23 protein-coding genes, 2 tRNA genes and 2 pseudogenes are annotated in these 25,151 nt (G+C 70.6%); 11 read left to right on the top strand and 16 right to left on the bottom strand.

Going from position 1 to position 25,151, the window contains the following annotated elements:
* Positions 1–112 precede the first annotated feature (112 nt).
* The gene (locus Vgi01_RS06875) at positions 113–1,111 is read left to right on the top strand and encodes an SDR family oxidoreductase (protein ID WP_239088827.1); all 999 of its coding nucleotides are present in this window, start codon (positions 113–115) and stop codon (positions 1,109–1,111) included.
* A gap of 71 nt (positions 1,112–1,182) precedes the next feature.
* The gene (locus Vgi01_RS06880; RefSeq protein WP_102658379.1) at positions 1,183–1,752 is read left to right on the top strand and encodes a DUF5709 domain-containing protein; all 570 of its coding nucleotides are present in this window, start codon (positions 1,183–1,185) and stop codon (positions 1,750–1,752) included.
* 10 nt (positions 1,753–1,762) lie between these two features.
* On the opposite strand, the gene Vgi01_RS06885 is transcribed toward Vgi01_RS06880, so the two are convergent.
* Both Vgi01_RS06885 and macS read right to left on the bottom strand, forming a co-directional pair.
* Complete coding sequence (locus tag Vgi01_RS06885; protein ID WP_102658380.1) at positions 1,763–2,401, bottom strand: response regulator; 639 nt, start codon at positions 2,399–2,401, stop codon at positions 1,763–1,765.
* 14 nt (positions 2,402–2,415) lie between these two features.
* The gene (macS, locus tag Vgi01_RS06890) at positions 2,416–3,546 is read right to left on the bottom strand and encodes a MacS family sensor histidine kinase (RefSeq protein ID WP_204290484.1); all 1,131 of its coding nucleotides are present in this window, start codon (positions 3,544–3,546) and stop codon (positions 2,416–2,418) included.
* 105 nt (positions 3,547–3,651) lie between these two features.
* On the opposite strand from macS, the gene Vgi01_RS06895 reads away from it, so the two are divergent.
* Positions 3,652–4,122, top strand: a complete 471-nt coding sequence (locus Vgi01_RS06895; protein WP_102658337.1) for an ATP-binding protein — start codon at positions 3,652–3,654, stop codon at positions 4,120–4,122.
* On the opposite strand, the gene Vgi01_RS06900 is transcribed toward Vgi01_RS06895, so the two are convergent.
* The 6 genes from Vgi01_RS06900 to Vgi01_RS06925 all read right to left on the bottom strand — a co-directional run bounded on the left by Vgi01_RS06900 (position 4,123) and on the right by Vgi01_RS06925 (position 10,248).
* Complete coding sequence (locus Vgi01_RS06900; RefSeq protein WP_102658338.1) at positions 4,123–4,956, bottom strand: phosphoribosylaminoimidazolesuccinocarboxamide synthase; 834 nt, start codon at positions 4,954–4,956, stop codon at positions 4,123–4,125.
* A gap of 83 nt (positions 4,957–5,039) precedes the next feature.
* Entirely contained in the window at positions 5,040–5,276 is a 237-nt protein-coding gene (locus tag Vgi01_RS06905; RefSeq protein WP_102658381.1) for a hypothetical protein, read from the bottom strand.
* A gap of 151 nt (positions 5,277–5,427) precedes the next feature.
* A tRNA-Met gene (locus tag Vgi01_RS06910) sits at positions 5,428–5,501 on the bottom strand.
* Positions 5,502–5,781: 280 nt separating this feature from the next.
* Positions 5,782–5,855: transfer RNA gene (locus Vgi01_RS06915), tRNA-Met, on the bottom strand.
* Between the two features lie 168 nt (positions 5,856–6,023).
* Positions 6,024–9,041, bottom strand: coding sequence for a UPF0182 family membrane protein (locus Vgi01_RS06920; protein ID WP_199180206.1), 3,018 nt, complete (start codon positions 9,039–9,041; stop codon positions 6,024–6,026).
* Between the two features lie 193 nt (positions 9,042–9,234).
* Positions 9,235–10,248: a YlbL family protein gene (locus Vgi01_RS06925; protein WP_204290485.1), complete on the bottom strand. Its 1,014-nt coding sequence runs from the start codon at positions 10,246–10,248 to the stop codon at positions 9,235–9,237.
* 183 nt (positions 10,249–10,431) lie between these two features.
* On the opposite strand from Vgi01_RS06925, the gene Vgi01_RS06930 reads away from it, so the two are divergent.
* Positions 10,432–11,664, top strand: a complete 1,233-nt coding sequence (locus Vgi01_RS06930; protein ID WP_505842710.1) for a zinc-dependent metalloprotease — start codon at positions 10,432–10,434, stop codon at positions 11,662–11,664.
* Positions 11,665–11,970: 306 nt separating this feature from the next.
* On the opposite strand, the pseudogene Vgi01_RS31380 reads toward Vgi01_RS06930, so the two are convergent.
* From Vgi01_RS31380 to Vgi01_RS06940, 3 genes and pseudogenes are all read right to left on the bottom strand, one after another.
* Positions 11,971–12,330: pseudogene (locus Vgi01_RS31380) on the bottom strand (hypothetical protein); the annotation flags it as partial.
* Between the two features lie 95 nt (positions 12,331–12,425).
* A pseudogene (locus Vgi01_RS31385) lies at positions 12,426–12,660 on the bottom strand (hypothetical protein); the annotation flags it as partial.
* Between the two features lie 42 nt (positions 12,661–12,702).
* The gene (locus tag Vgi01_RS06940; protein WP_102658342.1) at positions 12,703–13,224 is read right to left on the bottom strand and encodes a M48 metallopeptidase family protein; all 522 of its coding nucleotides are present in this window, start codon (positions 13,222–13,224) and stop codon (positions 12,703–12,705) included.
* Between the two features lie 528 nt (positions 13,225–13,752).
* Between Vgi01_RS06940 and Vgi01_RS06945 the strand changes: the two genes are divergently transcribed.
* The 3 genes from Vgi01_RS06945 to Vgi01_RS06955 all read left to right on the top strand — a co-directional run bounded on the left by Vgi01_RS06945 (position 13,753) and on the right by Vgi01_RS06955 (position 16,548).
* Entirely contained in the window at positions 13,753–13,920 is a 168-nt protein-coding gene (locus Vgi01_RS06945; protein WP_012014940.1) for a DUF5679 domain-containing protein, read from the top strand.
* Between the two features lie 194 nt (positions 13,921–14,114).
* On the top strand, positions 14,115–15,209 hold the full coding sequence (locus Vgi01_RS06950; RefSeq protein WP_204290487.1) for a TOMM precursor leader peptide-binding protein: 1,095 nt from the start codon (positions 14,115–14,117) through the stop codon (positions 15,207–15,209).
* Positions 15,210–15,219: 10 nt separating this feature from the next.
* Entirely contained in the window at positions 15,220–16,548 is a 1,329-nt protein-coding gene (locus tag Vgi01_RS06955; protein WP_204290488.1) for an ABC1 kinase family protein, read from the top strand.
* Positions 16,549–16,858: 310 nt separating this feature from the next.
* Here Vgi01_RS06955 and Vgi01_RS06960 read toward each other — a convergent pair whose 3' ends face one another.
* The 3 genes from Vgi01_RS06960 to Vgi01_RS06970 all read right to left on the bottom strand — a co-directional run bounded on the left by Vgi01_RS06960 (position 16,859) and on the right by Vgi01_RS06970 (position 19,935).
* The gene (locus tag Vgi01_RS06960; protein ID WP_102658346.1) at positions 16,859–17,224 is read right to left on the bottom strand and encodes a WhiB family transcriptional regulator; all 366 of its coding nucleotides are present in this window, start codon (positions 17,222–17,224) and stop codon (positions 16,859–16,861) included.
* A 133-nt stretch (positions 17,225–17,357) separates the two neighbouring features.
* Positions 17,358–17,645, bottom strand: coding sequence for a hypothetical protein (locus Vgi01_RS06965; protein WP_102658347.1), 288 nt, complete (start codon positions 17,643–17,645; stop codon positions 17,358–17,360).
* A gap of 151 nt (positions 17,646–17,796) precedes the next feature.
* Positions 17,797–19,935: an ATP-dependent DNA helicase UvrD2 gene (locus Vgi01_RS06970; RefSeq protein WP_204290489.1), complete on the bottom strand. Its 2,139-nt coding sequence runs from the start codon at positions 19,933–19,935 to the stop codon at positions 17,797–17,799.
* Between the two features lie 92 nt (positions 19,936–20,027).
* On the opposite strand from Vgi01_RS06970, the gene Vgi01_RS06975 reads away from it, so the two are divergent.
* The gene (locus Vgi01_RS06975; RefSeq protein WP_013735762.1) at positions 20,028–20,270 is read left to right on the top strand and encodes a mycoredoxin; all 243 of its coding nucleotides are present in this window, start codon (positions 20,028–20,030) and stop codon (positions 20,268–20,270) included.
* 82 nt (positions 20,271–20,352) lie between these two features.
* Here the strand turns inward: Vgi01_RS06975 and Vgi01_RS06980 are convergent, their stop codons facing one another.
* Positions 20,353–21,477, bottom strand: a complete 1,125-nt coding sequence (locus tag Vgi01_RS06980) for a M14 family zinc carboxypeptidase (protein WP_204290490.1) — start codon at positions 21,475–21,477, stop codon at positions 20,353–20,355.
* Between the two features lie 336 nt (positions 21,478–21,813).
* Positions 21,814–23,127, bottom strand: a complete 1,314-nt coding sequence (locus Vgi01_RS06985) for an MFS transporter (RefSeq protein ID WP_102658350.1) — start codon at positions 23,125–23,127, stop codon at positions 21,814–21,816.
* Positions 23,128–23,344: 217 nt separating this feature from the next.
* Here Vgi01_RS06985 and Vgi01_RS06990 point away from each other — a divergent pair, with 217 nt between their 5' ends.
* From Vgi01_RS06990 to Vgi01_RS07000, 3 genes are all read left to right on the top strand, one after another.
* On the top strand, positions 23,345–24,325 hold the full coding sequence (locus Vgi01_RS06990; protein ID WP_102658351.1) for a helix-turn-helix domain-containing protein: 981 nt from the start codon (positions 23,345–23,347) through the stop codon (positions 24,323–24,325).
* A 60-nt stretch (positions 24,326–24,385) separates the two neighbouring features.
* The gene (locus Vgi01_RS06995) at positions 24,386–24,619 is read left to right on the top strand and encodes a DUF397 domain-containing protein (protein WP_013735766.1); all 234 of its coding nucleotides are present in this window, start codon (positions 24,386–24,388) and stop codon (positions 24,617–24,619) included.
* Positions 24,620–24,836: 217 nt separating this feature from the next.
* Positions 24,837–25,109: a hypothetical protein gene (locus Vgi01_RS07000; RefSeq protein ID WP_204290491.1), complete on the top strand. Its 273-nt coding sequence runs from the start codon at positions 24,837–24,839 to the stop codon at positions 25,107–25,109.
* Positions 25,110–25,151: the final 42 nt, after the last annotated feature.

Below are 25,151 nucleotides of genomic sequence, written 5' to 3' on the forward strand. Positions count from 1 at the left end.
TGGTCCTCCGGTCAGAGCGTCCCATTAACCGGGGCCCGACGAGCCGAAACCTGGCAGATCGCCGCTGCTCGGCGGCGGCATGACCGGCGACACGGTGGGGTATCGGTACCCAATGCCTCTCGTTCGACCGATCAGCGACAGCACGGTGGTGATCACCGGCGCCTCCAGCGGCATCGGCACGGCGACCGCGTACGCCCTGGCCCGACGGGGATGCGCTCTCGTGCTGGCCGCCCGGACCGAGTCGGCGCTGCTGGCGGTGGCCCGGCGCTGCGAGGAGTTGGGCGCTCGGAGCCTGGTCGTACCCACCGACGTCACCGACCCGGCGGCGGTCGAGCGGCTCGCCGCGAGCGCGGTCGCCCAGTTCGGCCACATCGACGCCTGGATCAACAATGCCGCGGTCGGCGTGGTCGGGCTCTTCGACGAGATCCCGGTGGCGGAGTTCCGCCGGGTGCTGGAGGTGGATCTGCTCGGCACCGCGTACGGCATGCGGGCGGCGCTGCCGCATCTGGATGCCGCCGGTGGCGGTGTGGTGGTCAACAACGCCTCGGTGCTGGCCGAGGTGGCGATGCCGTACCAGTCCGCCTACAACGCTGCAAAGCACGGCATCCGCGGGCTGTCCGACACGGTACGACAGGAGTTGCGGCTCACCGGTCGGGGCGACATCTCGATCTGCACGGTGCTGCCGGCCGCCATCGACACGCCCTTCTTCCGGCACGCCGCCAACCACACCGGCCAGGTGTTCGCACCGCCACCGCCGGTCTACCCGCCGACGATGGTGGCGGAGACGATCGTCCGGCTGGTGCAGCGACCTCGTCGTGAGGCGTACGCCGGTGGTGCCGCCCGGTTGCTCGGCCTGCAGTGGCGACTGGCCCCGGCGTTCACCGAACGGGTCCTCGCCTGGTACGCCCAGCGCACCCAGTTCGGCCCCGGCACGCCCGCCGACAGCAGCGGTAACGTCTTCCAGCCGGACGCGCAGGGCGTCCCGGAGGGCGGCTGGCACGGTCGCCGCCGTCAGGTGGTCCGGGTGACCGCCGCCCTCGGCCTGGCCGCCGCCGGCACCGCGGTCGGCACCGTCGCGGCGATGGCCCGCCAACGCCGTGACGTCCGGTGACGGCCTCGGCGTCCCCGATCGGCACCGACGATGCCGGTTACGGCACCGGGGCAGCGGGTAGTGGTGCAGGTATGCGCGAAGACGAGTACCCGACCCCGCTGTCCGACCCCGAGGCCGACGGTCTGCCCGACACCGCCGACGACGACTCGACGGCCGGGGACGACGTACTGACCGGACGGGAGGCGGACGGCCCGGCCCCCGCCCAGTTGCCCGGCGACCGCGTGCCGGTGGCGGTGGACGAGTTCGGCACCACCGCCGACGAGCAGCTCGACGGTGAGTCGCTGGACTACAAGCTGAGCCGGGAGCAGTTCGAGTTGCCGGTCGACGACCCGCTGGCCGCCCCGGTGGACCCGGACATCGCGGCCGAGGCGGACAGCCGGGAGCAGGCGGCGCAGGCGCAGCTCGATGCCGACGTGATGGACCCGGGCCCGACCTCCGACCCGAAGTCCCAGGTCTCCCTCTACGACCACGGGCAGTTGGGCGCGGGGGACGCCACGGTGGGTCGGCTGGTCCAACCGGACGAGGGCACGCACACCGACCAGGAGGCCGACGCCATCGCCTACGACGCGGGCAGCGCCGGTGGTGGGGCCAGCGCCGAGGAGTTGGCCGTGCACGAGACCCGCCCGCCGCACTCGGTGTGACGCCGACGCGCTACTCGTCCAGGCCGCGTTCGATCGCGTAGCGGGTCAGTTCGACCCGGTTGTGCAGTTGCAGCTTGCCGAGCGTGTTCTGCACGTGGTTCTGCACCGTACGGTGGGACAGGCCGAGCCGCTCGGCGATCTGCTTGTAGGACATCCCCTTTGCCACCAGCCGCAGCACCTCGGTCTCCCGGTCGGTGAGCCGGGGTGCGGTGTCCTGGCCCGGCTCCGGCCCACCGGCGGCGGCCAGCCGGCGGTACTCACCGAGCACCAGCCCGGCCAGGCCGGGCGTGAACACCGGTTCGCCCGCCGCCGTACGCCGTACCGCGTCGAGGAATTCCGCGAGCGCGGCGGACTTGAGCAGATAGCCGGTGGCGCCCGCCTTTACCGCGTCCAGCACGCCCTGCTGTTCCCCGCTGGCGGAGAGCATCAGCACGCGGACCTGTGGCCAGGCGGCGCGCAGCCCACGGATCACCTCCACGCCTGAGACGTCGGGCAGTTGCAGGTCGAGCACCACCACGTCGGGGCGGGCGGCGGCCACCACCCGGACCGCCTGGCGGCCCTCACCGCAGCTGGCCACCACCTGATGGCCGGCCTCGGCCAGGTCGCGGGCCACCCCTTCGCGCCACATCGGGTGGTCGTCCACCACCATGACTCGTACGCCGCTCACGGGTTCCTCCTCCTCGACACGGTGAGTTCGACCTCGGTGCCGCTGCCCGGGACGGAGCTGATCGTGGCCGTCCCACCGAGGTCGGTCAGCCGGCCCCGGATGGCCTGGGCCACGCCGAGCCGTCCCTGGGCGACGGCCTCGGTGAGCCGGTCCGGGGCGAAGCCCGGTCCCTCGTCCCGGATCGACACGGTCACCGTCGATTCCTCGTCCTCGACAAGCACCCAGGCCCGTCCGCCGCCGTGTCGGGCCACGTTGTCCAGTGCCGCACCGGTGGCGGCGGCCAGTTCGTGGGCCACCCGCGGGGGCAGCGGCACCGCGGTGGCGGGGGTGGACAGCGAGACGCTGGCCGAGGCGTACCGGCCGAGCAGTTCACGCAGGTCCACCGGCCCGTCGGTGGCGCGCGGCCCGGCGTCGGAGATCAGTGCGCGCAGGGCCGCCTCCTGCTCGCCGGCCAACCGGGCCAGCTCACCGGCCTCCCCGTCGAGGTGCTCGCCCCGGCGGGACACCAGGGCCAGCACCTGCAGCACCGAGTCGTGGATGTCCCGGGCCAGCCGTTCCCGTTCCCGGGTGGCCGCCTCCAACTCGACTGCCTGCTGCAACCGCTGTTCCGCGCGGACCGCCAACCGTGCCACGTGCCCGACCACCACACCGGCCAGCAACATCAGGATCGTGCCGTTGATCGCGGTCGGGGTGACCATGCCCCGGGTCACCAGGTCGGTCCCGCCGATCACCAACGCGGCGGTCACGCCACGGCGTCGGCCACCGGAGACGGCCCAGGCCAGCACCGGCCCGCTGAGCCAGGCGATCGCCAGCGTCGGCAGACCGGCGTCGAGGGCTTCCCGGCCCATCACCCACGGGGTGACCAGCAGGATCGCCACCACGAGACCCAGGTCGGCCAGGAGCAGCGGCCAGCCGCGCCGGGCCGGCGCCGCGTAGCCGAACGCGGTGACGACGGTCCAGGCCGCCATCACCAGGACCAGCGCACCGGCGGCGAGCGGGTGGGCGTACCGGTCCGCGTCGCGGGCCACGACCACGCAGACGTACGCCAGGGAAGCCACCCGGAAAACCGCGACGGCACGCCAGAGCGGGACCTCGAAACCACCGGGCGCGGGCACGTGCGTCACCATGCCACAAACGATCAGCCGGCACCTCGCCCCATGCGGCCCAATGAACCCTGACGTACGGTGGTAAATGCCGCGTAAACCTCCGCGATCTTCTGTCGGGACCGGGCCATGACGAACGCAGAACCCCCCACACCGCGTACGGTGGTGCCCATCGAACACGCCCTCCTGATCGCCGATGCCTTCGACCAGGCTCAGGTGACCGAGCTTCGACACTCGGTCGCCTCCTGCGCGTACGCTGCCGGGCTGCGCGACGATCGTCTCGACGACTTCGTGCTCGCCGTCAACGAGCTGATCACCAACGCCGTGCGGCACGGCGGGGGCCAGGGCTGGCTGCGCCTCTGGGCGGAGCCCGGTCAGCTGCTCTGCGAGGTCTCCGACCACGGCCGGGGCATCAGCGCCCAGCGACTCGACAACCGCAACCGGCCGACGCCTGACACGGCCGGCGGCTGGGGCCTCTGGCTGGCCCGCGAGCTGACCGACGCGATGGATGTCGCGACCGGCCCGGCCGGCACCACGGTACGCATCCTCACCGCGACAGTGGTGACCGAGCAGCACACCGGCCGGCACCGGCTGGACTGATCAGTCCCAGCGGTTGCCGGTCAGCTTCTCGTAGACGTCCACGTAGCGGGCGCGGGTGGCCTCGACCACCTCGGCCGGGACCTCGGGTGCCGGAGCCTGCTTGTTCCAGCCGCTGCTGGCCGCCCAGTCCCGCACGTACTGCTTGTCGTAGGAGAACTGCGCCCGACCGGGCTGGTACGACTCGGCCGGCCAGAACCGCGACGAATCCGGGGTGAGCACCTCGTCGGCGAGGACCAGCGTGCCGTCCGCCGCCCACCCAAGCTCGATCTTGGTGTCGGCGACCAGGATGCCCCGCTGCGCGGCCAACTCGGTGCCGCGGCAGTAGACGTCGATCGTCACCTGACGCAGCCGTTCGGCGGTCTGGGCACCGACCTTGTCGACCACCTCGGCGAAGGTCATCGGCTGGTCGTGCTCGCCCATCGGCGCCTTGGTCGACGGGGTGAAGATCGGCTCCGGCAGGATCGATGCCTCGACCAGCCCACGCGGCAACTCGACACCGGAAACCGCGCCGGTGCGCTCGTACTCCTTCAGGCCACCACCGGTCAGGAAGCCTCGGGCGACACACTCGACGGGCACCATCTCCAGCCGACGGCAGCGGATCGCCCGACCGGCGAACTCCGCCGGCACGTCGGTCGCCGAGATGACGTGGTGGGGCACCAGGTCGGCCAGTTGCTCGAACCACCACAGCGACAGCGCGGTGAGCAGCTTTCCCTTGTCCGGGATCGGGGTCGGCAGCACCACGTCGTAGACGGAGATGCGGTCCGAGGCGACCAGAATCAGATCGTCGCCGTCGGCGTAGACGTCCCTCACCTTGCCCGAATGCAGAAGTTCCACGGCGACAAGTAGACCACGTGCCGCGCAGGCTGCCGAAAAGCAAGGGGCCCTCGGTGGAGGGCTGTGCAGGAGCCGGGCCCAGGTCAGCGCCGACGGCGCGTCATCCGGATCACCAGCAGCACGACCACCGCCACCACCGCCAGGCAGCAGAGCAGGCTCAGGAAGCCGAAGAAGCCACCACCACGCCGCCGTCGGGCGGCCTCGACGACCAGCTCCCCGGTCCCGGTCGAGGCCCAGGCGGCGACCGGAACGAACACCGACAGCACGACCACGCTCAGGAGCGTGCTGAGCCGCCCCCACCACTTGCTGAACGAAGACATGGGCTCATCCTCGCCGACGAGCGCAACCATGGTCGACAAACGGCACCCGTGTCGACGGCGGTGTCCTTTCGACGGCGGTGGCTTTGTCGACGGCGCGAGTCGACGAGACGACGATGGCCCCGGACCGAAGTCCGGGGCCATCGTCTGGCAGTAGCGGGGACAGGATTTGAACCTGCGACCTCTGGGTTATGAGCCCAGCGAGCTACCGAGCTGCTCCACCCCGCGTCGGTAGATTCAGCCTACCGCACCCACTGCTGCACCGATCACCCACCCCCAGCGTCGGCACGCAGTCGGTGCGAACACCGCCCACCGGGGCCATTCGCGCACCGCCGCGAGTCATGACCCGCATGCCCGCCGGAGCACCAGCGGGGCACCGACCCGAGACTCGGCACCGGACCCGAGAACGAGCCCGAGACGACACCGAGCCCGAGACGACAGTGGGCCGGGACGATGAGCCCGAGACGACGATGGCCCCGGACCGAAGTCCGGGGCCATCGTCTGGCAGTAGCGGGGACAGGATTTGAACCTGCGACCTCTGGGTTATGAGCCCAGCGAGCTACCGAGCTGCTCCACCCCGCGTCGCTAGATCCACCGTAGCGCACCACCCCTTGCCGCCGCAAAACGACGCCGAAACGGCCGCACGGCCCCGGCCACTCCCGCGGCCACCAGCGCCTCGCCACGGAAAGCCGAAAGGCCTGCGGTGGTGATCGGAGAATCACCACCGCAGGCCTTCACGGTCGACGAACGTCAGCCGTTCGGTGTCGGGTCACCCGTGGGAGTCGCACCGCCCTGGGCGCCGCCTCCGCTGGCTGCCTGCTGCGCCTGCTGGAACGCGGTAAGCGCCTCGTCCAGCTCCTTCAGCGCCCGGCCGTACCGCTCGAAGTCGCCGGACGTCTGCGCGGCCCGCACCTCCGTGATCGCGGCCTGCACGCGGTTGGCGGCCGCGGCCAGGTCGCCGGTGAGCGGCGGCGCGTCACCAGCCGGTGGGGTGGCCGACGGGGTGGCCGATGGAGTGGCCGACGGCTCGTCATCGCCGGCCGGCGGCTCCTCGGTGGCCGGCGGCGGGTTGCCGGCGTTGGCCCGCTTGCCCTGCTCGACCAGTTGCTTGATGCCGTCGGTCGGGTTGTCGGCCAGCACCACGAAGGAACCGCCGTCACCGTAGGACATCAGCACCTTCTGCAGCAGCGGGTACGCGTCGGTCTGGTTGCTCTTGACGTAGACCGGCTCGACGTAGAGCATCCCGTTGCCGAACGGCAGGGAGAGCAGGTTGCCGTACTGCACCTGGGCCTGGTTGGAGGAGAGCAGGTTCAACTGCTGCCGGATGTTGGCGTTGTTGGTCATCTGCTGGTGCACCTGCACCGGGCCGGAGACCCGGGTCTGGTCGGGCAGCTCCAGCACCTGCAACCGGGGCTTCCCGTCCTGGTACGACCCGGAGATCAACGCCGCCAGGTTCTGCCGACCGTTCGGGGTGACCGCGCTGGTCAGCTGGAAGGTCGGCGCGGCCTGCTCGGGGAACTGGGTGTAGAGGTAGTACGGCGGCTGCTTGACCTCGCTGTCCGGCGCGTCCGGCACGTTCGGGACCTGCCAGAAGTCCTGCCCCGAGTAGAAGTCGCCGGGGCTGGTGACATGGAACCGGGTCAGCAGGTTGCGCTGCACCTTGAACAGATCCGCCGGGTAGCGGAAGTGGGCGGCCAGCGCCTCCGGGATCTCGGCACGCGGCTTGATCAGGTCACCGCCGAAGGCCTTGTTCCAGGCCTTGAGCACCGGGTCGTTCTCGTCGAACTCGTAGAGGGTGACCGTGCCGTCGTACGCGTCGACGGTCGCCTTTACCGAGTTGCGGATGTAGTTGACGTTCTCCCGGGCCAGCTGGATGGTGCCCCGGCCGGTCAGCTCGTCGGTGGTCTCCTGCTGGAGGTTGACCCGCTCGGCGTACGGGTAGGTCGCGGCAGTGGTGTAGCCGTCCACGATCCACTGCACCCGACCGTCGACGATCGCCGGGTACGGGTCGCCGTCCAGGGTGAGGAACGGCGCGACCTTCTCCACCCGGTCCCGCGCGTTACGCACGTAGAGCAGCTTGGAGTTGTCGTTGACCGCCTCGGAGAGCAGGAAGTTCGCCTCCTGCTCCTTGATCGCGTAGAGCAGTCGCCGGGTGAACGACCCGATCTCGACGCCACCTTCACCGGTGTAGGTGTAGTACGACTCGCGGCCCTCACCGCTCTCGCCGGCCGGCCGGTCGAACTCGGCGGGGTTGGCGTCCGCGCTGGGCTTGCCGACGATCGCGTAGTCGCTGTCGGACATCCGCTCGCCGTAGTAGATCCTGGGCTGGCTGGCCGGGATCAGGTCGCTGGGCGAGGAGCAGGACTCTTGCGCCCGATCACCGAGGAAGCCGGAGACGAAGTACGGCTGACCACCGCAGACCACCCGGTTGGCGGGAGCGGCCACCACCCCGTACCCGTGGGTGTAGACGGTGTGCCGGTTGATCCAGTTGCTCTGCTGGGCGGTCAGCTCGCCGTAGTTGATCTCGCGTACGCCGACCACGTAGTCCTGGGTCTGGTTTTCGACGGTGTACCGGTCGATGTCCAGCTTCGGGCCGAAGTCGTAGAAGCCACGGACCTGCTGCAACTGGGTGTAGGTCTCGCTGACCAGCTGCGGGTCGAGCAGGCGGACGTTCGACACCACCGAGGTGTCGGTGGCCAGGCTCTCCGGCGGCGTCAGGTTGCTTGCCGCGTACGGCGTGTGTTGGGCGATGTCCAGCCCGAACGAGGCCCGGGTGGCCTGGATGCTGCGCTCGATGTACGGCGCTTCCTTGTCCCGGGCACTGGGCTTGACCTCGAAGGTCTGCACCGCCCAGGGGTAGATGCCGCCGATCGCCACGGCGGAGACGCCGAGCAGCGCCAGCGAGATGCCCGGCCAGACCAGGTTGCGCATCCAGGCGTTGGAGAACACGATGATCGCGATCGCCACCACCACGGAGATGTACGCGAGGATCTCCTTGGCCGGCAGCAGGGCGTTGATGTCGGCGTAGCCGGCGCCGTAGACGCCCACGCCGTCGTTGTACTCCAGCAGCATCGAGCGCCGGTCCAGCACGTACGCGACCGCCTTGAGCAGGACGAAGACCGCGACCAGCGAACTCAGGTGAGCCCGCGCGGCGTTCGTCATCCGGTCGCCCACGCCCTGCAGACGCACCCCGCCGAACAGGTAGTGCACGGCCAGCGAGCCGATCAGGGCCAGCACCACGGCGGTGAAGCCGAGGCCGAGCAGGAACCGCCAGAACGGCAGCTGGAAGATGTAGAAACCGATGTCCGTGCCGAACTCGGGATCCTTGACGCCGAAGTCGCCGCCGTTGCGGAAGAGCAGCCACTGGTTCCAGCGGCTCTGCGCGGACAGGCCGGCGAACAGACCCACGATCGCCGCGGCCAGCGCGATCCACAGCCCGAGACGGGGGCCGAGCAGCATCCGGTAGCGCTCAAGCGTGGCCTGTTCCGGCGAGTGCGGTCGGTTGCGCGGTCGCAGTCGCTGCGCGAGCCAGAGGTTGCCCCCGACGATCACCGCCATCGCCGCGGCGGCGGCCAGGAAGAGCACCAGCCGGGTGACGAGCACCCCGGTGAAGACCCCTGTGTAGTCGACCTCGGAGAACCAGAGCCAGTCCGTCCAGGCCTGCACCCCCCAACCCAGCAGGGTGAACAGGACGAACACCCCGATCAGAACGCCGACCGTGACGCGTCCACGTCGGCTCATCCTCGGCAGGGGGCTGCTGCTACGCATGACCACTGTTGGCTCCGCACGCTCGATATGATCGGCACCGACCAGGCACCCAGAGTACGGGGTGTTCCTGCAAGCGTTCGCGCAAGGTCGCGTGGCGACTGCGTCAGGCGGTCGATCCGTAGCCGGGCGGCCTCCGAGTTTGACCTGGTCAGAGGCTTGAGTGTCAACAGTTGCGGGCGGTCACCGGACGATCTCAGCACTGCGTCGGTTCGCCGCCGGAACGCATCGTCTCCAGCGCCGCCAATGCCTCGTCGAGCGAGCCCACCTTCACCAACGGCAGATCCGGCTGACGGTTGCGCACCGCCTCGGCACAGTTGGCCTCCGGCACCAGGAAGGCCGTCGCGCCGGCCTCCTTCGCCCCGACCAGCTTCTGCGGGATGCCGCCGATCGGCCCGACCTGACCGGAGTCGTCGATGGTGCCGGTGCCGGCGATGATCCGGCCGCCGGTGAGGTCCTCCGGGGTCAGCTTGTCGATGATCCCCAGGGCGAACATCAGACCCGCGCTGGGACCACCGATGTCCTTCAGGTCGAAGGAGAGGGTGAACGGGTGCGGCTGCTGCTGCCCGATGTCGACGCCGATGCGGGGGCGACCGTCGATCTCCCGGCTGGTGATCGTGGCGGTGTCGGCCACTCCGTTGCGGGTGAAGCCCACCCGCAGCGGCGTGCCGGCCGGCCTCGCCCTGATCAGTTCGGTCAGCCGGGAGGCCAGCGGCACCGCCTCGCCGTCCACCGAGGTGATCACGTCACCCTCCTGGAGCAGCCCGGCCGCCGGGCCGTCGGCGGACACTCCCTTGACCACGACCTGGACCTCGTACCCGAGTTTGCGCAGCGCGGCGGTCTCCGCGCTGGTCTGCGAGACCTGGAAGTCCTCGGCGTTGCGCTGCTCGACCTGCTCCCGGGTCTCCCCCGGCGGGTAGACCAGCTCGCGCGGCACCACCGCCTGATCGTCGTCGAGCCAACCCTGGATGGCAGAGCGCAGCTTGACGTTGGGCTGCACGCCGACCGTGGTCAACCGGAGCTGACCGGTGGAGGTGGAGGTCTCCCGGCCGGAAACCTGAATCACCTCCTTGCCGTCCTCCTGCCCGAGAGTGTCGACGGTCGGACCGGGACCGAGCACCACGTACGGGACGGGTGCAGCGAGCACCCCGATGCTGAGCAGGGCGGTGAGCAGAGCACCGAGCAGGACGGTCACGCCTCGACGTCTCATGCGGCAGAGCGTACCGAGGCGGGACACGGCGTCCGGGCGGCACGACGGCGACTTCGCCCTCAGCGCAACAGCGGCGCGGGCCACCTGGGCTGCGGCACGCGTACCGTAGACGTCGTGCCTGATATTCCGTTCGGTTTCGCGCTACCGGGTGGGCAGCCGCCCGACCCCAACGACCCCGCGCAGATGCAGCAGTTCATGTCGCAGTTGCAGCACCTGCTCTCCGCGCCGGGAAGCGGGCCGGTCAACTGGGACCTGGCCCGTCAGGTCGCGGCCAGCCAGCTCGCCGCGGCAGGCGACCCGGCGGTCTCGCCGTACGAACGCAACGCCGTCGAGGAGGCGCTGCGCATCGCCGACCTCTGGCTGGAGCCGGCTTCCGCGCTGCCCTCCGGCATCCGGACCGTGGTGGCCTGGAACCGCAACGAATGGATCTTCAAGACGCTCGACGTCTGGCGCAAGCTGTGCGACCCGGTCGCCAGCCGGATGGTCGGCGCGATGGGTGACCTGGTGCCGCCGGAGGCCCGCGCCCAGCTCGGCCCGATGCAGTCGATGGTCGCGACGCTTGGCGGCGCGCTCTTCGGCGGCCAGCTCGGCCAGGCGCTCGGCTCGCTCGCCGCGGAGGTGCTCTCCGCCGGTGACATCGGCCTACCGCTCGGCCCGGCCGGCACCGCCGCGCTGATCCCGGCCAACATCCGCAGCTACGGCGAGGGCCTCGAACTCCCCGAGGACGAGGTACGCCTCTACGTGGCGCTGCGTGAGGCGGCGCACCAGCGGCTCTTCGAGCATGTGCCGTGGCTGCGCGGGCACGTGCTGAACGCCGTGGAGACGTACGCCGCCGGCATCCGGGTCAACCGGGAGGCGATCGAGGAGGCGATGGGTCGGGTCGACCCCACCGACCCCGAGTCGATGCAGGCCATCGCCCTGGAAGGCATCTTCACCCCGGAGGACACCCCGACGCAGAAGGCGTCCCTGGCCCGGCTGGAGACCGCTCTGGCCCTGGTCGAGGGTTGGGTCTGCCACGTGGTGGACGGCGCAGCGGCCGGCCGACTGCCGAACGTGGTCGCGCTGGGCGAGGCGTTCCGTCGGCGCCGGGCCGCCGGCGGGCCGGCCGAGCAGACCTTCGCCGCACTTGTCGGGCTGGAGCTGCGCCCCCGTCGACTGCGGGAGGCCGCGGCGCTCTGGGCGGCGCTCACCGAGCACCGGGGCATCGGCGGCCGGGACGCGCTCTGGGGCCACCCGGACCTGCTGCCCTCCGACGACGACTTCGCCGACCCGGTGGCCTTCGCCATGGCCGACGTCGACCTGATGACCGAGCTGGAGAACTTCGACTTCACCGCCCCCGGCGGCCCGGAGGAGAAGGCCCCGGGCGAGCAGGACCGCCGCGACGACGACCCCAAGGGCGGCGACACCCCGTCCTGACCACGGGCACGCCTCCGCTCTGATCCGAGCCCTCCTGTCACCAGGATCACGCTCGCTGAGGGAAACCACGCTCGTCGTGCGCAAGATCACGCTCGCCCAACGACGCAAGATCACGCTCGATCCCAGATCGAGTGGCTTCGGGATGTCCTTGAGGCCCTCGACCTGGGATCGAGTGGATTCAGACCGCGTAAAGCTGAGTGGTGTCGCGCCAGGGGGCGTTCTTCACGCCGCGCCATCTCATGTTCAGGTTCTGCCAGGGCGGGTTGTTCAGCCGCTGCCGAGCTGGTGGCACACCGCGCGGGTGGTTCAGGCGCTGCCGGGCTGGCCGGCGCCGGACAGCAGGGCGCGGGTGTTCTCCCAGCCACCGAGGGCCGGGTCGAGCCGGGCCAGGTCTGCCGGACCGCGTAGCCGGTGCCAGGACGGGGTGACCGCCAGGTCGCCCGGGCGGGGTGCCACCGCGCGGACGGTCGCGGGCACCGTGGCGTCCAGGTCCAACGGCGGCAGCCAGGGCGGTACGGGTAGCTGGGCCGCCACACCCAGCAGACCGGCACCACCTTCGGCCGGGGCGACCGCGAGCGGACGGGTGGTCAGCGGACGCAACAGCTTGCCGATGGTGAGCCCCGGCAGGTCGGGAGCGTCCCCAGCGATCACCGCCACCTGTTCGTACGGCCCCGACGGCCGCTCGCCACCCGCCTCCTCCCCGGCACCGCCGACCAGCCCAGCACCGCCAGCCGGGGCGGTGGCGCTGGTCAGGGCGGCGAAGACGGCGTTCGGGGTCGGTTCGGGCACCTCGTAGACGCTGGTGCCGGGCCAGATCACGGCGTCGGCCAGCCAGCGGTCGGCCGGGGTGACCGCCACCGCGGTGTCCACCTCGTTGAGGGTGGCCAGCAGGTCCACCACGTCCTCGGCGAGCGCCGTACGCCAGTGCACCGGGTCGATGCCGGGCGGCGTCCAACTGATCGGCGCGAGCAGGGCCACCACCACACGTCGGGGCATCCTCCGACCCTACGCCGAGCCGGACCGACGCGCTCGAGGGCGTCAGGGGGTGCCGGCGACCGCGGCCACGCCTTCCAGATAGCCTCGGGCGCGTTCGGTCTTCGGGTACCTGCCGACCAGCGCCCAGAACTGGGCGTTGTGACTGGGCACGATGAGGTGCACGAGTTCGTGCAGCAGCACGTAGTCGATGACCCAGTCGGGCATGTCCTGGAGCCGGTGCGACAACCGGATGGAGCGGTCCGCCGGGGTGCAGGAGCCCCAACGGCCGTTCTGGTTGCTCACCCACCTGACGCTTGCCGGAAGCGCCTGTTTGCCGTACTCGACGAGGTAGAGATTGATCAGCCGGTCGGCGCGGTCCAGCAGCTCAGCGTCGGAACGGGCCAGGCGGCCCTCCCGGGCGGCGAGCCGGGCGAGCATCCGGTCGACCCACTCGCTCTCCTCGGCCCGGGAGAACTGGTCCGGGATGAGGACGACGACGCGCTCACCGTCGCGGTAGGCGGACACCGTGCGTCGCCGGCGCTGGCTGCGCCGTACCTCGACGACCGGCTTCCGCGGCCCAGCCATCAGTGGACCGCGCAGCCTCGGTTTGCTGTCACGATGGCAAGCTAATGCGTTGTGACCAGGGGTCCGCAAGGGTCAACCCCGGACACGCGTCCGAAAAGTGATAATTGATTGCCAGGAGTCCTAAAAAAAGTCTGGCCAGGGCGACGCCAGTTGCCACGATCACCCTTCGTGGTGACCGCTGAGCGGTGACGTCGCCGCACCCGCCACTCTAAGTGATCATCGCAGCGGCGGCCGAATCGGGGCCTCACTCCCCGCGTACCGGCATCACCAGCGCATTTGCGGGCTCCCGGTCGGCGTGTCCCCGCGAAACTGACCGATCTGGCCCGATTCGGCGTGCACACTCTCGACGTCGCCTTGCTCACAGTGGCAAAGCGCAGCTGACATGGAACCGCCCACACCTGGGTAGGGTCCGCCAACCAGCGGTCACGAGGGTGGCCGCGGGAAAACACCAGCGCCGGGCGCGTACGCGACCGCCGCCGGAAACCCGCCGGACCGGTATCGACCGGCGGACGAGACGAGGAGGGCAACGTGGCCGACCAGGCCCAGACCTACAACGGTTACTGCGTCAAGTGCAAGGAGAAGCGGGACTTCGAAGGCCGCGTCGAGGTCTCGAAGACCGGCATGAACATGGCCAAGGGCAAGTGTCCGGTGTGTGGCACAACAGTGAACCGCATCCTGGGCAAGGCCAAGGTCTGACGTACGCGCCAAGGGAACCGGGGGTGGCCGACGGCCACCCCCGTTCGCGTTTCCGCTTACTGTCGGACGACCGACTCTGGTTACCCGCTGGTTGTGGATATCTCGCCAAATCCTGTGGACAGCCCTGGATCTGAAGCTGGCCACCTGTGGACAACGATCGACGCAACGCATGGAAGCGGTCACTATTCGTACCCATGCCGCCTTCCCCGCCGTCACCCCGTCCCACCCTGTTACCCGGGCTCAGCCGTCTCTGGCGCGACCGGCACACCCTGCAACTCGGGCTCGACCAGGAACGGGCCGTCCTCGTGGAGATCGCGGACCCGAGGACCGCCGGGCTGCTCGACCTGCTCGACGGCACGCACAGCGAACGGCAGGTGCTGACCGGGGCCGGCGCCCGGACGGAGTACGCCCGCACCCTGCTCGACGCCCTTCGTGCTGCCGGCCTGGTGGTCCCCCTGCACACGCTGGTGCCCCGCGAGCTCACCGGGCCGCGCCGGGCCCGGCTGGTCACCGAGGCCGCCGCGCTGGCGCTCGCCGCCGCCCGACTTCCCGGCACCCCCGCCCAGGTGCTCCGTCGCCGACTGGCCAGCCGGGTCACGGTCACCGGCGTCGGCCCGCTCGGTGCCGCCATCGCCGTCGCCCTGGCCCAGGCCGGCGTCGGCCACGTCCATCCCGACCTGCCCGGCTGCGTCCGACCGATCGACCTGGTCGGCAGCGGCATCACGGCTGGCGAGATCGGCCGTCCACTCGGCCGGGCGGTCCAGGCCGCCGTGGCCCGGTCGGCACCCGGCACCGGCACCAGCGCGCTGCGCCGACCACGACCCGACCTGGTGATCCAGTTGGGCGCCGACCGGCCTGCCGCGCTCCTGGCCGCCGGCCACGCCCAACGGCGACAGCCGCACCTGATGGTCGACCTTCGGGAAGGTGTCCCGGTGATCGGGCCGCTGGTCCGGCCGCCCGACGGGCCCTGCCTGGGCTGCCTCGACCTGCACCGCACCGACCGCGACCCCGACTGGCCGGCGCTGGCCGCCCAACTGGCCAGCCGCCCGGCCGCACCGAGTGGCGCGGCGAGCATCCTGCTGGCGGCCACCGCGTTCGCGGTGGGCGAGGCGCTGCACCAGCTGGACGGCGGCACCCCGGAGACCCTCGGCGCAGCGATCGAGATCGCGTCCCCGGGCAGTCTGCGACGTCGCCACTGGCCGCCGCACCCCCGCTGCGGATGCTCGCGCACCCGGACGTCCGGTGGCCAGCCCGGCCGCACGGCAGCAACGAGGGTGCAGAGTCAGTAACAATGGCCAGGTGACCGACATCCCGCGCCGCGCCGTCTCCCGGACCGCCAAGCTCGCCGCTCTGCCGCTCGGCTTCGCCGGTCGGACCGTCCTCGGCATGGGAAAGCGCGTCACCGGGCTCGCCTCCGACGTGATCTCGGCGGAGATCCAGCAGCGCACCGCCGAGCAGCTGTTCAGCGTCCTCGGCCAGCTCAAGGGCGGGGCGATGAAGTTCGGTCAGGCGCTGTCGGTCTTCGAGGCCGCGCTGCCGGAGGAGGTCGCCGCGCCGTACCGGCAGGCCCTGACCAAGCTCCAGGAGGCCGCGCCACCGCTGCCGGCCGCCAGCGTGCACCGGGTGTTGGCCGAGCAGCTCGGCCCGGCCTGGCGAGACCGCTTCGACAGCTTCGACGACTCGCCGGCCGCGGCGGCCAGCATCGGTCAGGTGCACCGCGCGGTGTGGCGGATGCCGGACGACACGACCCGCGACGTCGCCGTCAAGATCCAGTATCCGGGCGCCGGTGACGCCCTGCTCGGCGACCTCAAGCAGCTCTCCCGACTGGGTGGGATGTTCCGGGCCATCCAGCCGGGGCTGGACATCAAGCCGCTGCTTACCGAGTTGCGCGAGCGGATCACCGAGGAGCTGGACTACGAGCTGGAAGCGGAGTCGCAACGGGCCTTCGCCACTGCGTACGCGGACGACTCCGAGATCTACGTGCCGACGGTGTTCTCCGCCTCACCCCGGGTCCTGGTCACCGAGTGGGTGGAGGGCACGCCGCTGGCGGACATCATCCGCGAGGGCAGCGAGCAGCAACGCGACGAGGCGGGTCGGCTGATGGCCACCCTGCACCTGTCGGCCCCGATGCGGGCCGGGCTGCTGCACGCCGATCCTCATCCGGGCAACTTCCGGCTGCTGCCGGACGGTCGGCTCGCGGTGATCGACTTCGGTGCGGTGGCGCGGATGCCGGAGGGAACCCCGGAACCGATCGGTCGCATCGCGGGGCTTGCCCTGCGTGGCGACGCCGACAAGGTGGTGGCCGGCCTGCGGGCCGAGGGCTTCGTCAGCACCGACGCTCCAGTCGACGGTCAGGCGTTGCTGGATTTCCTGCGCCCGATGCTCGAACCGATCGCCACCGACGAATTCCGGTTCACCCGGGCCTGGCTGCGGGCCGAGGCCGCCCGGCTGGCGAATCCGCGCTCACCTGCGTACCAGTTCAGTCGGCAGCTCAACCTGCCGCCGTCGTACCTGCTCATCCACCGGGTGACGCTCGGGTCGATCGGCGTGCTGTGCCAACTGGAGGCCAAGGCGCCGTACCGCGGCATCATGGAACGCTGGCTGCCCGGCTTCGCGGCGGTCAGCTGACCCCCTGCGCACACACGTCGGCGGGCGAGGACCTTCTCAGGTCCTCGCCCGCCGGTTCGGTGCCTGGTACTACAGGACGCCCAGTTCGCGGGCCGACCGGGTGCGGCTGGCCATGGCGACGGTACGGGCGGATCGGGTTGCCTCAGTGCTCGTGGTGGTGCGACCGGCCTGAGGCCGGAGCATTCGAGCCCTCGACAACGCTTCGTTGAGTAGTTGCATCTCGGTGACTCCGCTCAGCAGGTGCAGCATGGATTTCGGCTTTCTCTCGGCCGGTGTGACACCGGCGGTACGGGTGCGGTTCGGGAACATGTCAGGCCGCCAGCCGGACGGCGTTGCGCGAGGTGGTAAGGCCGTTGGCCGCCAATCGCGCCTCGGCCTCGACCCGCAGTGCGGCGTCACGGGCGAGGTCCTCCTTGCGCGGACGGCCACGGGGCCGCTTGCGCGGGACGACCGCGCCACGCTCGAAGATCTCGCCACCCCAGACGCCCCAGGGCTCGGCCCGCTCGACCGCGCCGGCGAGGCACTCGACCCGCAGCGGGCAGTCCCCGCAGAGCGTCTTGGCCACGTCCAGGTCGGTGGGTGAGTCGGAGAACCACAGGTCGGGGTCGAACTTCCGGCAGGGCAGGTTCGCCTCGATCTCGACGTTCAGGTCGAGCGGGGCCAACGCCAGACTCATCTCCCGGTCACCTCTCTCTCATCTCGATCTCGTGGATCGCTGGTCCGACGTACTTCGGCGGTGCAAAAAAACTGAGGCCGCGGATCCCGGTATGCGGGTTCCGCGGCCTCGAGGTGAGCCGGTGGTCTGATGGTCAGACCGGTCTACCTCGAGGTGGAACACCGCGGACGTCCATCCGCTTGACGGCGCCATCGACGCCCTTGCCCGTGAAGCCACTGGTCCCCTGGAGCCCACGCTGGGTCGGTGCGAGGATCAGCTCGGCCTGAACCTCGACCCGGTGCACCTGCGGAGCCCACGGTCGCGCGGCGGCGACGCTAGCCCGACCGACCGACAGTGGTGCCGCGGTCAGAGTCAGGGCAGCCGACAGCGGAGCGACGGCAACGGGCAGCGCCGTCGGACGCTTGTTGATGTAGCTCTCCATCGGGGCCACCTCCTTTGACGTTCACTCGTAATCGACTCGGACATTCCCCGGTTGAGCAGCCCGAACAGGGCCCCCTTCGAGGTGTGTTCTGAGGCTATGCCCGCCGACCGCGCGAGGGCAAACGAATTAACGGCCAGATTCAAAAAGTTTTCTAGGGGCAGATTTCGTCGACTGCCGCGCCCTTCACCAGCGCCAGCACCGCCTCGCCGTAGAGGCCCAACTTGCGGGGACCGATGCCGGCGATGGCGACGAGTTCCTCGGCCCGGCCCGGCCGACGTTCGGCGAGCGCGACGAGCGTGGCGTCGGTGAAGACGACGTAGGCGGGCACCTTCTGCGTCTGCGCCACCCGGGATCGCCACTCGCGGAGCCGCTCGTGCAGTTCATCGTCGATATCGGAGGGACAGGTCGCGCACCGCCCGAGCTTGCGGTCGGGCCCGGCGAGCAGGGTCGTGCCGCAGATCCGACAGGAGACGATCCGGTTGGCGCGCCGCTGCGTGCCGGGGGCCGGTCGGGTGCCACCGGCCCGTTCCGCCGTACCGGACGCCGACAGTTGGGGCAGGAAACGGCAGGGCCGCCGGGCCCGTCCGCCCGGCGAGCGGGCCGAGGCGTACGACAACCAGAGCCACTGGCGAGCCCGGGTGATGCCGACGTAGAGCAGCCGCCGCTCCTCCTCGACCTGCTCGGCGGTACGGGCGTACGTGGTGGGCAGGGTGCCTTCGGCCAGGCCGACCAGGAACACCGCGTCCCACTCCAGCCCCTTGGCGGAGTGCAGGGAGGCCAGGGTGACCCCGTCCACGGTCGGCGCGTGCTGCTGTGCGGCCCGTCGGGCCAACTCGTCGGTGAAATCGGCGAGGGTGACCGGACGCTCGACGGTGGCCGCCGCACCGAGCGGCATCAACTGCGGGGTGGCCGCGTACTCCTCGGCGAGTTGGACCAGCGCGGCGAGCGCCTCCCAGCGCTCCCGGGCGGCACCACCGGGCGGGGGCGAGTCGGGTGCCCAGCCGACCGCGCCCAGCGCCTCGATGACCGCCGCCGCCAACGGCGTCTCGCCGGGGATCGACCGGGTGGCCGCGCGCATCGCCACCATCGCCTGGCGCACCTCGGGCCGTTCGAAGAACCGGTCGGCCCCCTGCACCACGTACGGCACGCCCGACTCGGCGAGCGCCTTCTCGTACGCCTCGGACTGGGCGTTGGTGCGGAACAGCACCGCGATCTCGTGGGCCGGGGTGCCGGCGTCGACCAGGGCCCGGCAGCGCGCCGCCACGGCGTTTGCCTCGGCCGCCTCGTCGGTGAAGATCCGCACCTCGGGTGCGGGGCCGGCGGGGCGCTGGCCGACCAGTTCCAGCCGCAACCGCGCCTCGGTGCCCCGCGCCTGCGAGATGACCGCGTTGGCCAGACCGACCACCTGCGGGGTGGACCGGTAGTCACGGACCAACCGGACCACTGTCGCGCCGCGGTGCCGGCGCGGGAAGTCGACCAGGTACGACGACGTCGCCCCGGTGAACGAGTAGATCGTCTGGCTGGCGTCACCGACCACTGTCACGTCGTCCCGGCCGCCCAGCCAGGCGTCCAGCAGCCGCTGCTGCAACGGGTTGACGTCCTGGTACTCGTCGACGACGAAGTGCCGGTACTGGTTGCGGACCTGCTCGGCGACGTCCGCGTGCTCCTCGATGCCCCAGACCGCGGCCCGCAGCACGTCCTCGAAGTCGATCACCCCGGTGGTCCGCTTGAGCTTCTCGTACGCGGCGAAGACCTCGGCCACCTTCACCGGCTCGTGCGGTGTCTCACGCAGCGCCTTGGCCGCGGCCACCACGTACTCCCCCGGCTCGACCAGGCAGGACTTGGCCCACTCGATCTCACCGGCGAGGTCACGGGCGGCGGTCCGGTCGGCGCGCAGGCCGGCCCGGGCGGCAGCGAGGGTGACCAGGCGGACCTTGCTGTCCAGCAGTTCGGGCATGGCCCGCCCGTCGAGCAGCCGGGGCGCGAAGTAGCGCACCTGGCGCAGCGCCGCCGCGTGGAAGGTACGGGCCTGCACCCCGGCCACGCCCAGCTGAGCGAGCCGGTGTCGCAACTCGGCCGCGGCCCGGGCGGTGAAGGTGACCGCGAGCACGTGTCGGGCCGAGATCTCACCTGTCAACGCCCGGTACGCGATCCGCGACGTGACCGCCCGGGTCTTGCCGGTGCCGGCACCGGCAAGTACGCAGACCGGCCCGGCGGGGGCGGTGACCGCCGAGCGTTGCTCCGGGTCGAGACCGGCGAGCACGCGTTCAGACGGGGAGTTGACCACCACAACGGGGAATTGTCTCAGCTGCCCCGGACGTTGCAGCGGATAGCCCGAGCCTGGTCAGCGACCGGCCGGGCCCGACGTGGGAGGATCTGACCATGCTGACGATGTACTCGACGCCCTGGTGCGGCTACTGCCACCGGCTGAAGTCGCAGCTCGACCGGGAGGGGATCGCCTACCAGGTGGTCGACATCGAGCAGGATCCGGCTGCCGCCGACTTCGTGATGAGCGTCAACGGCGGTAACCAGACCGTCCCCACGCTGCGTTTCGCCGACGGCAGCGCGCTGACCAACCCGTCGATCGTCCAGGTCAAGCAGCACCTGGCCGGCATCGCCGCCTGACGACGATCGCCTCCTGACAACGCCAGTGGCGGTCCACCCCGGCGCGGGGTGGACCGCCACTGCTGTCAGTCAGTACGAAGGATCAGAAGTCACACTGGTTCGGGAACGCGATGCAGGTGGTGATGGTGGCACCCCGCTTCGGGAGCTCGCCGTACCGGTCGGCGTCCACGTTCGCCAGCGTGCCGTCGCTCATCGCGTTGATGATGCCCCAGAGGCCGTTGACGTTCTGCTTGATGAGGTAGCCACCGCTCTTCTGGCCGATGCCGCCGCGCGACTCGAAGAACATCGCGTTGCTGCGCCAGTTGGCGTACTCACCACGCGGGCCGGGGCCGTTGAGCATGGCGGCCGAGACGACGCCCTCGGGGATGTTGATGTACGGGTAGAGGGTGGTCTCGACCACGCCGCTCTTGTTGGCGGCGTCCGCAGCCGCGACGCCCATCCGGCGGACGGTGTCCCACTGGCTCTGGGTGAGCATGCCGGGGTCGAGCGAGATGCCCACCGAGAAGGTGGTCATCTTGTCGGTCTCGTCGCCGACGTAGTACGTGCCCTGGTGGTGCAGGTCGATCATGTGGTGCGGCTTGAAGTCGGCCCAGGCGTACCAGAACTGCTGCGACTCGACGGCGCGGTACTGGGTGTAGCTGGTGAAGTTCCGCTCGGTCAGCGGAGCCTCGCCGCGGCTGGCCCGGACGCTGTTGATCTGGTCGAAGATCTGCCGGTCGACGCCCCAGTCACGGTTGAGGTCGATGCGGTGGACGCTGTCCTGGCGGCGGTACTCCTCGAAACCATCCGGGTTGTAGATCGGGATGATCGCGAAGCTGATGTTCTGCAGGACCTCCTGCGTCTTCTTCCCGCCGGACACCAGGGTCTTGAGGAAGTCCAGCGCGGCTTCGGCGCCGTAGGGCTCGTTGCCGTGGATCCGGCCCTGGATCCAGACCCGGGTCTCACCGGTGCCGATGAAGGCGATCTCCAGCGGACGGTCCCGGCCGCTGCGGCCGATCTCCTCGATCCGGAGGGCACCCTTGCTGCGGGCCGCGAGGGCGTGCATTTCGGCGGAGACCTCGGCGGCGCTGAGGATCGAGGAGCGGTTTACGGTCTCCTGACCCGGCGGGACGAACGGGCCGTTCGCGTTGGCCACCCCGGGCGCCACCATGGGGGCGAGGAGTAGAGCGGCGATCAGGGCCACATGGCGGCGGCGTGGTCTGGTCACAGTTGTGACGTCCCTTCTGAGGTGTGGTGCGGCAGCGTCCAGCCGGACATCGTCGCGGCCCCCGTGCGCCTGTCGCGTCTGTCGCGCGACGTGCTGGCCTGGCTGCAACCTTCCGAGCGGAAGGCCGTGTGTGGTGATCATTGAACGAGGGCTGTTTTCGCAGGTCAAGCACCAATGTCAAGTTCCGTCGAATGTGCAGGACGTGACCGTCGACACTCCATCGGATGTTCGGCGTCTGGAGGAGGGGTATCGGCCAGGGCCGCTGCAAGGTGGAGAAATGATCAGATCCCGGGGTTGGACCGGGTTCGCCGGAATGGCGGTGTCTGATCGGCGTGCTCACCGCCGTACCGTCGAAACGGCAGTACTCCCGTCTTTCCGATCTTCGGGGGCCGGACGCGCTCGCCCTTCGGGGGCGGGGCGCGGTGCCGGGATCCGGGGTCGCGCCGGCTGCCCGGCCGGCGGGCTGAGCTGGCGTCCACGCCAGAGGTATGCGGCGGCGAGCAGGGTGACCAGCCCGACCGCGACGAACACCAACCGGTAGTCGAGCACGCCGACGACCAGGGCGCCGGCGCCGATCGAGAGCGCCTGCGGCACCCGGGTCACCGCCTCGGCCGCGGCGGCGGCCCGGCCGAGCACCTCGGGCGGGGTGCGTCGCTGCACAAGCGTGTGCAGGCCGACCAGGGTCAGCGGCAGCGACACACCGGCCATCAGCACGGCGGCGAAACCGAGCCACATGGTCGGGTACGCCAGTGCCAACGCGGCCGGCCCGAAGAACGCGACACCGGCGGCGAGCGTGCCCACCTCGCCGACCCGGCGCAGCACGGCGGCCGAGACCAGACCGCCGACCAGACCGCCGACGCCCTGCACGGTGACCAGCACTCCGACGAACGCCGCGTCCCGGCCCAGCCCGTGATCGACGTACGCGAAGATGAGCGACTCGGTGAAGCCCATCACCAGCGAGCCGAGCCCGTAGCCGACAAGCGCTCGGCGGATCGCCGGTTCGTCGACGAGGTGGCGCAGGCCCGCGACGAGTTGGACCCGCCAGCGCCGGGCGACCGGACAGTCCTCGGCCGGGTCGTCAGCCGACTCGGCGAGGGGTAGCCCGCCCACCACAGCGGCGGCGACCAGGAACCCGACGATCCCGACGGCGGCCAGCATGCCGCCACCGACAAGCGCGTAGAGCCCGGCACCGGCCAGCGGGCCGACCAGCCGCAGGCCCTGGCGCACCGTCTGGAGCACCCCGTTGGCATCGCCGAGCAGGTCGGTGGGGACGAGTTCCCGGATCAGTCGACTGAGCACCACGCCGACTGTGAGGTTCGCCAGTCCGTAGAGCGCGGCCACCCCGTAGATGATCCACATGTCGCCCGCGTCGCGCACCGCGAGGAGCGGGGTGAGCAGCAGCGCCACGGCGAGGTTGGTGACCACGAAGACGCGACGCCGGGGGTACCGGTCGACGACCCAGCCGACCAGTGGTGCGAGCACCCGCGGGGCGATGATCACGAAGATGATGGCGCCGGCGAGGGCGTCCGATCCGGTCAGGTCCTTCACCCAGATGGCGAGTGCCAGCAGCAGCATCGACTCGGCGATCATGCTGGCCAGCAGTCCGCCGAAGAGCAGGCGGAAGTCCGGGCGTCTCAGGACGGTGCGCATTGATCCCTCCGGGGGTGGCGCGACGGGCGCGGCAGACGCCCCACACCACAGCGCCGCAGGTCACGGCGGGGCCCCTGTGCTGTCGGGTCTGCGCAATTCTGGAGACACGCCCTCGCCGGAACCTCCGGCGCCGGTCGCGACGTCCATACTGACCGTGGGGGGCGACTTTCATACAGTTACCGTCGCGTCTGCGGCGGTCGACGGAAAAGAGGACACCGTGCCTCCAGCCTCACCCGGCCCGATCCTGCGCCGTCGCCGGCTCGGCCTTGAGCTGCGTCGTCTGCGCGAGGCCGCCGGCCTGACCGGGGACCAGGTCATCGACCACATCGGCTGGGCCTCCGCGTCGAAGTTGTCCCGGCTGGAGAACGGACGCAGCCGGCCCGACCCGCAGGACGTCCGAGACCTGCTCGACCTCTACCGGGTCGATGCGGCGCTACGGGCCGAACTGCTCGGCATCACGCAGGAAGCGGGCGACATCCGTGGCTGGTTGAAGAACTTCCCGGCCATGACGCGGCAGCAGCGCAGCTTCGCCGAACTGGAGGCGGGTTGCGTCGAGATCTCCGAGTACAACCCGGTCCTGGTGCCAGGGCTGTTGCAGACCATCGGGTACGCCCGGATGCGGATCACCTCGGCCTGGCAGGTCGACCGGGAGGCCGGCGATCCGGAGGTCGGCGAGGACATCGACACCGAGATCAAGGCGCGGCTGGCCCGCCAGTCGCTGCTCACCCGGGACACCGACGCGCCCCGCTACACAGCGGTGCTGGAGGAGGCTGCGCTCAGTCACCGGGCCGGGCCGCCCGAGGTGCTCCGGGAGCAGATGACGCAGCTGTGCGAGCTGGCCATGCTGCCGAACGTCACGCTGCACGTGCTGCTGCGCGACACGCCGATCGGCCAGTGGTACCTGCCACCGACGGCGTTCTCCCTCTACCGGTTCGCCGACCCGCTCGATCCGGAGACGCTTGCCATCGAAGGTGGCTTCACCGACGTCATGTCGACCGAGGTAATCGCCCTAAATCGCTATAAAGTGGCGTTCGAGTGGCTATGCACGGCGGCGCTGTCCGCCAAAGACACCGTTTCCTGGCTGATGGAGTCGACGGAACGGCTGTCCGAGGCGGTGGTCCCGTCCACCGTGGTAGGTGGTTCGGCAACGGCGCCGACCCAGCGCCGCGGCTCCGCCGAGCGCCTGACGGAACGGTGAGGCAACACCGGACGACAGCCCAGCCACTCTTCGGTGTCGATCGACCTCAGGAGCACAACGATGAACGAAATCCGCAACACCTCCGTCCTCGCCCAACTCGCCGACGCGCCCTGGCGCACCAGCACGCGCAGCCAGACCTCCAACTGCGTCGAGGTCGCACCGCTGCGCAACGGCCCCGCGGCGGTGGCGCTGCGCGACAGCAAGGACCGCGGTGGTCCGGTGCTGCTGTTCAACCGCGCCGGCTGGCTGGGCTTCATCTCCGGCGCCAAGAACGGGCAGTTCGATCTGAACTGAACCGAACTCGCGTACGCCCGATGGGGTCGCCGGCATCGGTGCCGGCGGCCCCTTGTCGTTCGGCGAGCCCGACGAGCAGGGGTCGGATGATCGGACGAGCCTGCACCCCAATCCGAGCGTTCCACTTGATGAGATGCGATTGCGGCGTAGCATGACGGATGTACCTGACGTGGAAGTTCCATCAACTCCACCCGTCGCGGCACATCCGGAGACCCACATGCGGTTCCTGATCGTTCGCACAAGCATCCGCGCCGCCGCCGAAGCCGACATCACGGCCGCCTGGGCCGAAGGCCACCGGCTGCGGGACGAGACCATCCGACCCGAGCCGCGCCGCCAGGTCGTGCACGCCGAAGACCGCGACGCCGCCTTCGTGCTGGCCCGCGCGTTCGCCACGGTCGGCGCCGTACGTTCCGGCAGACAGCGGATCAAGGTGCTGCCGCTGGACGACCCGGGGCGACGGCAGAAACTCCCGGACGACCCCGGCACCTGACAGCCACACTCGTCCGTCGTGGTCGACCGGCTCCCCCGCCGC

The organism is Micromonospora gifhornensis, assembly GCF_016863515.1.
Classification (GTDB): Bacteria; Actinomycetota; Actinomycetes; order Mycobacteriales; family Micromonosporaceae; genus Micromonospora; species Micromonospora gifhornensis.